We start from the raw sequence: 11,048 nt of genomic DNA, 5'->3' as shown, positions 1-11,048 counted from the left end.
TACGCTAAAAAGTCTATACAGGATCTTTTTGCAAAGCCGGTGCTGGAGCAGGCCACAGAGCGTTTGTTTAATTATGCATCCTCTGTGGTGGCTATTAATGAAGGTGGTGGCGTATTCAAAGTCAAGCGCCTGCCTGTGATGGTGCAGCTCTCCAGTGTCAATGCGGTGCTTCCAACAGATGTGAATGGTGATGGAAAGGTGGACCTGGTGGCAGGTGGTAACCTCTTTACCTTCCCACCCCAGTTTGGAAGGCTGGACGCCAGCTATGGACATGTGCTGCTGGGCAATGGCAAGGGTGATTTTCAATGGGTGGAACAAAGAAGCTCAGGACTCAATATCAAAGGACAGATCAAAGACATCAAAGAGTTCCAAACCCCACAAAACCACCTGCTGCTCATTACCCAAAATGATGGCAAACCCCAAATGATGAAAGTCAATACAAACAAACCCGGTGAGAAGTATGTTTTTAAATAAAGCAATTGTAAGCGTCCTGGCAATAACTGCCTTTTTCTTATTGGGCTGTTCCTCTAAGAAGAAGGCCGATCATGCTTTATTTAAAGTGTTGGATAGCAAAACAACAGGTTTGAATTTTAGCAACAACCTTTCCTATAACCAGCAATTCAATTTATTCAAGTATATCTATTTCTACAATGGTAGCGGTGCAGGTGCGGGTGATTTCAATAATGATGGAAAAATAGACCTGTTCTTTGGGTCCAATCAACACGAGAACAAACTATTTCTGAATAAAGGAGGTTTAAAGTTTACCGATGTAACAGTGAAGGCCGGGGTGCCGCAGGATGGCGGCTGGACAACAGGAATAAGTGTCATAGATATTAACAATGATGGACTGCTTGATATTTATATCTGCAGGGTGGGTAATTATGAAATACTCCATAGCAAGAATGAATTACTGATCAACCAGGGAATAGACGCAGCGGGAATCCCTCATTTTGCAGACAAAGCTGCAGAATATGGTTTAGACTTTTCTGGTTTTAGCACCCAGGCTGCTTTTTTTGATTATGATAATGATGGCGACCTTGATATGTATCTTTTGAATCATTCGGTACATGAGAATGGCACTTTTCGGCCTCGTAAGGATTTTATGAATACCTACCATGCACTTTCTGGTGACCGTATTTACCGGAATGATGGAAACCATTTTGTTGATGTAACCAAAGAAACAGGAATCAACAGCACGGCTATTGGGTATGGCCTTGGAATATCAGTTGCTGACATCAACCTTGATGGTTATCCTGATATCTACATTGGTAATGATTTCCACGAAAATGATTATCTCTATATCAACCAGCGCAATGGAACATTTAAAGAGGTTGGTGAGCAGGAGTTAATGCATACCAGCCAATTCTCAATGGGTGTGGATGTTGCTGATGCCAATAATGACGGGTATCCGGAGATCGTTTCCATGGACATGCTTCCTTCAGATCCCTATATATTAAAGCGTTCATTGGGTGAGGATGCTTTTGATATATTCAATTATAAGATCAGTGTTGGGTACTCTCACCAATATACCCGCAACAACCTGCAGTTTAACAGGAAAAACGATTGCTTCAGTGAAGTTGGGCTGTACAGTGGCATAGCTGCCACGGACTGGTCATGGGCGCCACTGTGGATGGATTTTGATAATGATGGCTTAAAGGATCTCTTTATTTCCAATGGCATCCCCAAAAGAATGAATGATATAGACTATATCAACTTTATTTCCAATGGTGAGATTCAGCAAAAGATCAGGGAGAATGATATGAGCCAGAAGGATATGTCCCTGATCGATAAATTTCCCGAAATCAAACTGCCTAATAAGTTTTATAAGAACCAGGGAAACCTTTCCTTTCTGGATGAAGCAGAGAATATTGATGGCAATGTTCCTACCTTTTCAAATGGTGCTGTATATGCAGATTTTGATAACGATGGTGATCTTGATATTGTAGTCAATAACACAGACGAGGAAGTGTTATTGTACAGAAATACAAACAATGATTCGGCTGCCAGTAATTACGTATCCCTTCAATTGAAAGGACCTGGAAATAATATAAATGCCATTGGCAGTCGTGTAGTGATTTTTGCCAATAAAGAAGTCAGGACATATGAAAAGTTCCCCGTTAAAGGGTTTATGTCAAGCATGGAAGGTCCCTTGCTTATTGGGTTGAAAAATACAATAGTCGATTCTGCTTTCCTGGTATGGCCTGATCAAACCTGCCAGAAACTGGATTTACATACTTCCGTGCAAAAGATTGTATACACTACAGGGTTACCCCGGTTTGATTTTAGTACTTTATCAAAAGAAGAAAAGCCAGTTGTGGAGGTTAAGAATATCACAAGCACTTTAAACCTTGATTTTTTACACCAGGAAAACCATTTTGTGGAATTCGACCGCGAGCCATTGATACCTCATATGGTATCAACAGAAGGACCTGCCTTAGCTGTGGCTGATATCAATAAAGATGGACTGGAGGATGTATTTATCGGAGCTTCGCGAAATAAGGAAAGTGCTGTCTTTCTGCAGCAGGCAAATGGCAGGTTTATAAAAACAGTGCAGCCTCAGTTGCACGAGGATAGTATTTATGAGGATGTAGATGCCTGTTGGGCAGATATCAATAATGATGGAAACCCGGACCTGGTTGTGGCCAGTGGAGGTAATGAATTTTATGGCAATGATATCCATAATACACCCCGGGTATACCTGAATGATGGGAAAGCGCATTTGACTAAACTGGAAAATGCATTTACCAATTTATTCCTTACGGCTTCCTGTGTAGTTCCTTATGATTTTAATGGTGATGGTTATATAGACCTTTTCATAGGGGGGCGTGCCGTTCCATGGGAATATGGCAAGGTTCCTCAATCTTATTTATTGATGAATAATAAAAAAGGACATTTTGTGGATGTGACCCGTCAATATTCAAAGGATTTGGCAGAAGCAGGATTTGTAACCAGGGCTGTGTGGGTTGATTTAGACAAGGATGGGGATAAAGATCTTTTATTATCGTTGGAGTGGGGACCAATTACAGCGTATATCAATAATAATGGTTCTTTTATAAAGAAAGAACTTACAAAGGAAAGAGGATGGTGGAATTTCGTGATGCCATGTGATATAAATAATGATGGGGACATTGACCTGGTAGCAGGCAACCTGGGATTGAACAGTCGTTTACATGCCAGCGCTGATAAACCTGTAAGATTGTATTACAATGATTTTGATGGTAATGGTAAGAAAGAACAGGTGCTGACATATTATATTGGTGATAAGGAAATTCCCTTTGCCAACAAGGCCGAACTGGAAAAGCAAATACCCTTATTGAAAAAGAAATTTCTTTATGCCGGTGATTTTGCCAAGGCAACACTTGAAGAATTGTTTAGTAAGGAAAAGTTAGAAAGCGCATCAGTTTTAAAGGCTGATTATTTTAGGAATGCCATCCTCATTAATGATGGCCACCAGAATTTTAAAGTACAGGCATTACCCTGGCAAGCCCAATTGTCTCCACTGAAAGATGGGGCCATACTGGATATAAATAAAGATGGCTTGCCGGATATTTTACTCGCGGGCAATTATTATGATAACAATATTGAAATGGGAAGGTATGATGCTGATTTTGGTACTTTACTGGTGAATAAGGGTAAGAATAAATTTGAGCCACAACTATTGAAAGGAAGTGAAATTAAAGGACAGGTACGGCACATCAGTCCATTACAGGTTCGCGGGGGACAGGCATTTATTCTTGCAAAGAACAGCGATAGTACCGAAGTGATACAATTAAGAAACCACTAATTTATCTAACAAGTAAAATTGTGCCCTTTTGATTCATTACATCACCAGACAAGCCCCGTAATTGCAGGTAATAAATATAAACACCTGGCGGTTGGGGTTGATCATGGAATTTTCCATCCCAGCCTCTATTGCTATCAGTAGAGCCAAATACCAATTGTCCCCAACGGTTAAATATTTGCATTGAAACAAACCGGTTTTTATTGGAGGACGGTAAGCGGAAAATATCATTGCGTCCATCATTGCCCGGGCTAAAAGCATTAGGCATAAGTATGGGTAAATTACAATCTTCAAACACTGTTATGGTATCTGTTTTTTCACCACAACTATTTTGTACACTGACCCAATAGCTACCCGGCCTGGTAACCTTAAAAGTACTGTCAGTTGACTGCGCCTGGTTCATCCACCTGTAATTCGAATATCCACCTGTAGCATTAAGAAATAAGCTTTCCTTGCCTTTCAGGCACTGATCTTCTCCAAGTGATAAATGGGAAGGGTTTTTAATTACTTCCAGGTTGTAATAAACAATGCTATCACAACCGGCTGGTAATTGATGATTTTCATAGAACATACCCGGTGTTGATACTACTGTTCCATCATATAAGGTATAGTGCTCTCCCTCACATATCCTGATAGTGCGCAGGCTTGTGTCAATACTGTTATAACAGCAGGAAACATTTTCCTTGCAATCTATAGTACCAACCAGGTCAAAGGATCCGTCTTTAATTGGAAAATCTGATATGGCAAAGCGGTTTGGATCCGGTTCCCCTGGATTGGTCTTTATAGTATAAGCGTCGAACGTAATAGCATCCGTATTTAATGAGACTGGAGTATTACCGCACTTTATGAATCCATATTCTGAAGTGAGCATTAAACGGGTAAAAAGCGATTGATAACTGCTCATGAAAACTGCGAAACCTGTTCCAACGCGAGTAAAACAGGTGGCAGGAAATCCATTAACTGGATCTAAGATCCCTTCTTTCCATGTAATGTCGCCATTGGAATTTAAACCTGCCAGTGCAGAATTGTTATCATTTTTCAGTAAGTATACTTGTTCACTACCCGCTAAATTATTTACGTCACGTACAATAGTGTTTTCCCCGGGAAAATTATAACTCACAGTGCTGAGCAGGGCTCCCTGTGAATTAAATACTATCCGTACAGCCCTGTTTAGAGATTGTGCATCAACTATTCCTTTACATACAATATTGGCAGTAAGTACAAGGTTGCCGTTTTCCAGTTGGTTGATTTTTACCAGGGAAGCAGGTTCAGAAGCTGTAGGTAAAACAAATGCTTTCTCCCAATTCAAATTTCCCTGAGCATTGATAGAAATAGTATGAAGATAGGCGGCGGTCACCTGCGGACCTTGTGGTTGCCGTTCTTTTTTATATACTATTTCAGCAAGGATAATGTCGTGTGCTTTTGTTTCTGTAATTGCCCTGTTATCACTTAAATCACCTTCCAAACCATTAGCCAGTAAAAAGCTCCATTTTATTTGTCCATTATTGGTAAGGCAAACAAGCTTTCCATATGCATTATAATTCTTTCCATAGTCAGAAGATAGATAGACCAGCAAGTCCCCATTACTTTTCTCTATAACATTGGTGATGCCTAGTTCAAATCCATTATTATTGGTGCCATTCAGGCTTTCGAATTTCTTTGACCAAATTACATTACCAAATTTGTCAATTTTAAATAATACGCCCAGTCTATTTATGTATTCTGCCTGGTAGATGTACTTATCCTGGATAACCGTTCCTGCAACTACCTGTAATCCATCACCCAGGGTTATCACATCATTTAGTTCTAAGTTTTTGAAATAGGTAGTATTGTTCTGGTAAATGGGGTTATACTGTTTAGAGAATAAAATGGAACCCTGTGATGAAAGCCTGGTAATATAACCATGGTCATTTCGCGTGTTTCCAACTGCAACTATCTCTTTTCCCGGAGTTGATACAGCCTTTATAGGAATGTACCAATTTGTTGCTTTATATAGAGCTGAAAAATAACGGCTGATGCACTGTTGCGATATAGATAAATGCGGTAAAATCAAAAGAAGAATGAACTGGCAGTAGTATATATATTTTTGTTTAATACTCATGGAGAGGAGCATACTGTAACTCTTCAGGCTTATATTGTAATATACCACAATCTGTTCAAATGGAAGCCTACATCACAGGGTAATACAGTTTAGTTATCCATTTGGTAGAGTCAGGTTCTTTTACCCTGTCTGTTACCAGGGATTGAAAAGAAATGGCAGGGGGAGTCCTGTTATAATCAGTGATATAATTTTCTACCTGGTGGATAGCTTCATTGATTTTGCCAGGTCCTCCTTTTACCTCCGTCACCAAAATATTTCCACCGCCTAACATCCATTTGTATTCAATTTTCCCTGATGAGGGTAATTTTTTATCTAGCGGCAGTGCAACCCTCGTTAAAAAATTTATGCTATCCTGTGTATAAACATTCAGCATTGGATAATCGGTTTGTTTGGCCTGGTGAAGAAGTGCATAGGCTTTTAAGTCATTGATCATTTTATAGATAAATGGTGGGTTGGGATATCCTTTTGAAATACCACTGGTAGAAATGAGTGAAGAATCTCTTACTAAGGCTTTTTCAATATGAATTCCATATATATGATCGTTATTGGAATAGAATTGTCTAATTCGTTCCAATATGTCACCAAGGTCATTACTAAGTGTTTTCGAATTGAGATAAGCTCTGATCCTGCTGACGGGCAAGGCGGGCAGATCTTCGTTTATATGCCCGCTTATAATAACATGTATTTCGTCCCGGGGAATAAAATTTATGGCAGCTGTGGTTGAAAAGTTGTCCTTTTTTACAGAAAGGGTAATGGTAGATAATTGTTTATCTGAAATAGAATAAATTGAGCCATTGTATTCAAAAAGCGTACTGCCGTTGGCATCAACTGTTTTGCCAGGCCACCATTGTTTCCATGTATTTTCATCCAAAAGACCCCTTTGGAGTGTTTTAAGATTGATTGTGGCATCCAGCTTTCTATCAATTGAGATATTACCTGGCAAGAATAAATACAGACAGATGATAATTACTAATAAGCACGCGATGATCCAGGCCAGCCATTTTATCATAAAAGAAATCTCTTAGGAAATTCAATTTTACGCAAATAAACCTAAATTCATCCATTACAAAAACTACCACGTACATGAACCGTTGGCTTTTCACCATTATCTTTTGTTTGTTTGCTGCATTTTCATTCGGCCAGGATCCCTGGAAAATTACTGCTGACACTATTGATCCTTCACATTATTATGGAGTTACAGTAGCCAATGGCATGATCGGGATAGTGTCTTCCCCTGAACCCTTCAAGGTCAAGGATGTAGTGCTTGCCGGCGCTTATGATCTGTATGGAAGGGGAAGGGTAAGCAATTTCCTTCGCAGCTTCAACCTGTTGAATATGAACCTGGATATTGATGGCCGAAGAATTGGTTCGGGATCTATCGCCCACATGAAGCAGGAACTGGATATGAAGGCAGCCAGCTTTACCACTTCATTTGATTATGGCGACCAGGCCACAGTTAGTTATACTTATTATTCTTTAAGACACCTTCCTTTCACAGTGTTAATGGATGTATCAATTACTGCCAAAAAAGATATCAGCATTACTGGAAGTAGTGTCATGGAGGCACCGGATGCATTAAGGGATGTTCAGAATTATTATAACGAGATCGACAGGCCGCATGTGGTCATCAGCTTATTGACATCTTCCGCAAAATCCCCTACTGGTAAATTATTGATGTGCGCCAGTAATACCTTCCTTTTTTCTGAGCCTCATGGAAAGGAGCCAAGAGTGATTCACGAGATGTGGGATAATAATATGCACCTGATGAAATTTACAAGGTCTATTAAGGCAGGGGAGACGTATAGGTTTTCGGTAGCTGGCACCTCGATGACCTCCGCACACCATGATGATCCATTAAATGAAGCAGAAAGAATTACCATCTATGCCAAGTTGGAAGGCCGGGACAGACTGTTGCAATTTCATCAAAAAGCCTGGGACCAGCTTTGGCAGAGTGATATAGTAGTAGATGGAGACCCGCAATCACAACAGGATATTCACAGCATGTTATATCATCTTTACAGTTTTGTGCGTGAAGGCACGGCTAATTCCCCATCACCTATGGGACTAAGTGGTTTGGGGTATAATGGCCATGTTTTCTGGGATGCAGAACTATGGATGTACCCTGCTATACTGGTTATGCATCCTGAACTGGCCAAAAGTATGGTCGAATACAGGTTCCAAAGATTGGAGGCCGCCAGGAAGAATGCATTTGCCAATGGTTTCAAAGGGGCCATGTTCCCCTGGGAAAGTGCTGAGTCAGGCGTGGAAGAAACACCTGTATGGGCGCTTAGCGGCCCCTTTGAGCACCACATTACTGCGGATGTTGCTATAGCTGCCTGGAATTATTATGCAGTAACCCAGGACAAGCAATGGCTTAAGGAAAAGGGCTATCCCATTTTGTCAGCTACCGCAGATTTCTGGAGTTCAAGGGTTGAAAGAAACGGACCAGGCCATTTTGATATAAAAAATGTAGTAGCAGCAGATGAATGGGCGGAAAATGTTGATAATAATGCCTTTACCAATGCTGCTGCTAAGGCCAATTTGCAGTACGCCACACAAGCAGCTAAGTTATTGGGAATTGCCCCAGACCCTGATTGGATGAATGTTGCAGATAATATTCCCATTCTAAAAATGGACAATGGAGTGACAAAGGAACATGCATCCTACAATGGAGAAGGTATCAAGCAGGCTGACGTTAACCTGCTGGCTTATCCACTTAAAGAAATTACTGATAAAGCCCAAGTGAAACGCGACCTGGAATATTATTCATCCCGCGTTCCCAATGAAGGAACACCAGCTATGACCCAGGGCGTATTTGCCTTATTGTATGCCCGGTTAGGTGATGCTGAAAAAGCCTATCATTGGTTTAAGGATGCCTATGTACCCAACCTGAATCCTCCTTTCCGCGTAATAGCTGAAACCAAGGGTGGCACCAATCCTTATTTCGCTACTGGAGCAGGTGGAATCCTCCAAGCCGTGCTGATGGGTTTTGGTGGTCTGGAGATCACACCGCAGGGAATTAAACAGATTCCTTCTGTTTTACCCTCCAATTGGAGTAAGCTTACTATAAAAGGAGCGGGGCCTCAAAAGAAAACATTTGTGGTAAAATAAAATTTCTTATCTTTTTGGCTGATTTCTAACACTGCTTTATTCTTGAGACGACTTTCTGCTATACTGTTTCTTGCGGTCCTGTTATTCAATTTGTATGGATACAGGGTGATGTTGAATTACCTGCAGGCCAGGGAATCTGTCGTTTTTCAATCGCAACTTGATAATGAGCAATACAGCGAAGATGACCTTATCACAATTAAGACTCCACTAAATTTACCTTACTACAGTACATCTACAGACTTTGAAAGAGCTTACGGGTCTGTTGAGGTCAACGGGATGGTTTATGAATACGTAAAAAGACGGGTAAACCAGGATACGCTTGAACTTTTATGTATACCCAATAAAACCAAAGCTCACCTTCAATCCACTCAAAACGCATTTGTCAAACTATCTGTTGATGGTTCATCTTTTCCCAATGAAAAGAAGTCTGCCAATACTTTTAAAATAACATTGCCTGACTACTTTCAGCAATCCTCAGAATATTCCTTTGTATCATCAATGCTGATTGATCAGCATTACTACAGCTTCAATACAATAATGATCCAGGAAGATCATACTTCTGTTAAAGGACAGCCCCCACGGGACAATGCCTGATATCACCTCCTACTTAATTGAGATCCTCACTTAATTTATTTACCTGACTTTATACCTGTACTTAGGTATAAGTGATATTAAATGGCGTTAGCCAATTATTATTGAACTATGAAAAAGTTTGCCTGCCTGATTTTATTAGCTTCATTTTTGTTTTCCTGCAAGGAAAAGGATTATACAAAATTCACAAACGACCCCCTGCTTTACTGTAAGACCGTAAAGAAATTGAATGATGTTGTATTGTATAATAACTTTTCCCCTGTAGTTGCTTCCCGCAATTATGCATACGCCAACATTGCTGCATATGAATGTATGGTAGCTGGTGACAGCACATATCAAACACTTAGTGGCCAGATCAGACACCTACCTGCTATGCCAAAACCTTTGGCTGGTGAAAAGATAGATTACCACCTGGCCTCCCTGCTCGCATTCGTAAAAGTCGGGAATGCAGTAACCTTTCCTGAAGGTGTTTTAATAGAATATTATGACGATCTCAAGCAAAAGGCCCGTAATGCCGGAATGCCGAAAGAGGTTTTGAATAATACGGTTGCTTTTAGTGATACAATTGCAGCTACAGTAATGAAATGGAGCAAAAAAGACAATTATGCGCAGACAAGAAGCTCTGAGAAATTTACAGTTACCCAGGAAGATGGCCGTTGGATACCTACACCACCAGCTTATTCCCAGGCAATGGAGCCTCATTGGTGCGATATCAGGACATTGATACTTGATTCAGCCGCCCAGTTCATGCCTCCTGCACCTCCTGTGTATAATATGAAGGATACCAATTCTGCCTATTGCAGGGAAGTAATGGAAGTAAAAAGAACAGTGGATAACCTGACAGATGAACAAAAGCACATCGCAGATTTCTTTGACGACAATCCTTTCAACCTTCACGTTACAGGACATGTAATGTATGCTACCAAAAAGTTTTCTCCTCCGGGACATTGGATGAATATCGTTGGTATTGCTGCAGAGAAGTCAAAAGCAGATTTTGATAAAACTGTGGCAGCTTATACAGAAACATCTATCGCTTTATTTGATGGATTCATTGCCTGCTGGAAATCAAAGTTCAAGACGAATACCATCCGTCCGGAAACCGTGATCAATAAGTACATTGACCCAGCCTGGCAGCCCTATATCCAGACCCCGCCGTTTCCATCCTATATCAGCGGGCATTCTGTTATATCCGCAGCATCTGCCGAAGTGATGTCACACCATTTCGGGGATAATTTCGCGTATACTGATTCTTCTGAACTGGAATTCGGCATCCCGAACAGGTCATTTAAATCTTTCCGCGAAGCATCCATTGAAGCCGGCTGGTCAAGGATGTATGGTGGCATTCACTTCCGTTCCGACCTTGAACAGGGAACAATAGTAGGAAAGAACATTGGAGAATACATCGTTCGCAAACTGCACCTCACTCGTAACGAAGACCAATTGTCTTACAACTCAACAAAATAA

Annotated in this window: 7 protein-coding genes; 5 read left to right on the top strand and 2 right to left on the bottom strand. The window is 40.7% G+C overall.

Going from position 1 to position 11,048, the window contains the following annotated elements:
- Window positions 1–474, top strand: a 474-nt coding sequence (locus tag BUA53_RS21215; RefSeq protein WP_175546046.1) for an FG-GAP repeat domain-containing protein, incomplete at its 5' end; no start/stop codon positions are given.
- Window positions 461–3,784, top strand: a complete 3,324-nt coding sequence (locus tag BUA53_RS09385) for a VCBS repeat-containing protein (RefSeq protein ID WP_072835109.1) — start codon at window positions 461–463, stop codon at window positions 3,782–3,784. The genes BUA53_RS21215 and BUA53_RS09385, both read left to right, overlap by 14 nt.
- A gap of 1 nt (window position 3,785) precedes the next feature.
- Here BUA53_RS09385 and BUA53_RS09380 read toward each other — a convergent pair whose 3' ends face one another.
- Window positions 3,786–5,882, bottom strand: coding sequence for a T9SS type B sorting domain-containing protein (locus BUA53_RS09380; RefSeq protein ID WP_072835108.1), 2,097 nt, complete (start codon window positions 5,880–5,882; stop codon window positions 3,786–3,788).
- Between the two features lie 67 nt (window positions 5,883–5,949).
- Window positions 5,950–6,891 (bottom strand): hypothetical protein, encoded by a 942-nt coding sequence (locus BUA53_RS09375; protein ID WP_072835107.1) that lies wholly within the window; start codon window positions 6,889–6,891, stop codon window positions 5,950–5,952.
- Between the two features lie 74 nt (window positions 6,892–6,965).
- Here BUA53_RS09375 and BUA53_RS09370 point away from each other — a divergent pair, with 74 nt between their 5' ends.
- The 3 genes from BUA53_RS09370 (at window position 6,966) to BUA53_RS09360 (ending at window position 11,048) form a co-directional block, all read left to right on the top strand.
- Window positions 6,966–8,993: a kojibiose hydrolase gene (locus BUA53_RS09370; RefSeq protein ID WP_072835106.1), complete on the top strand. Its 2,028-nt coding sequence runs from the start codon at window positions 6,966–6,968 to the stop codon at window positions 8,991–8,993.
- 42 nt (window positions 8,994–9,035) lie between these two features.
- Window positions 9,036–9,587, top strand: a complete 552-nt coding sequence (locus tag BUA53_RS09365; RefSeq protein ID WP_139256394.1) for a hypothetical protein — start codon at window positions 9,036–9,038, stop codon at window positions 9,585–9,587.
- A gap of 108 nt (window positions 9,588–9,695) precedes the next feature.
- The gene (locus tag BUA53_RS09360; RefSeq protein WP_072835104.1) at window positions 9,696–11,048 is read left to right on the top strand and encodes a vanadium-dependent haloperoxidase; all 1,353 of its coding nucleotides are present in this window, start codon (window positions 9,696–9,698) and stop codon (window positions 11,046–11,048) included.

This window comes from Flavisolibacter ginsengisoli DSM 18119 (assembly GCF_900129295.1).
Classification (GTDB): Bacteria; Bacteroidota; Bacteroidia; order Chitinophagales; family Chitinophagaceae; genus Flavisolibacter; species Flavisolibacter ginsengisoli.
Note: the sequence above shows the minus strand (reverse complement) of the source record. Positions and strands in the feature narration are given on the sequence as shown.

Excerpts from the sequence above, each read along its gene's own strand:
- BUA53_RS09385 (WP_072835109.1), top strand. The coding sequence starts at position 461 with ATGTTTTTAAATAAAGCAATTGTAAGCGTCCTGGCAATAACTGCCTTT.
- BUA53_RS09380 (WP_072835108.1), bottom strand. The coding sequence starts at position 5,882 with ATGAGTATTAAACAAAAATATATATACTACTGCCAGTTCATTCTTCTT.
- BUA53_RS09375 (WP_072835107.1), bottom strand. The coding sequence starts at position 6,891 with ATGATAAAATGGCTGGCCTGGATCATCGCGTGCTTATTAGTAATTATC.
- BUA53_RS09370 (WP_072835106.1), top strand. The coding sequence starts at position 6,966 with ATGAACCGTTGGCTTTTCACCATTATCTTTTGTTTGTTTGCTGCATTT.
- BUA53_RS09360 (WP_072835104.1), top strand. The coding sequence starts at position 9,696 with ATGAAAAAGTTTGCCTGCCTGATTTTATTAGCTTCATTTTTGTTTTCC.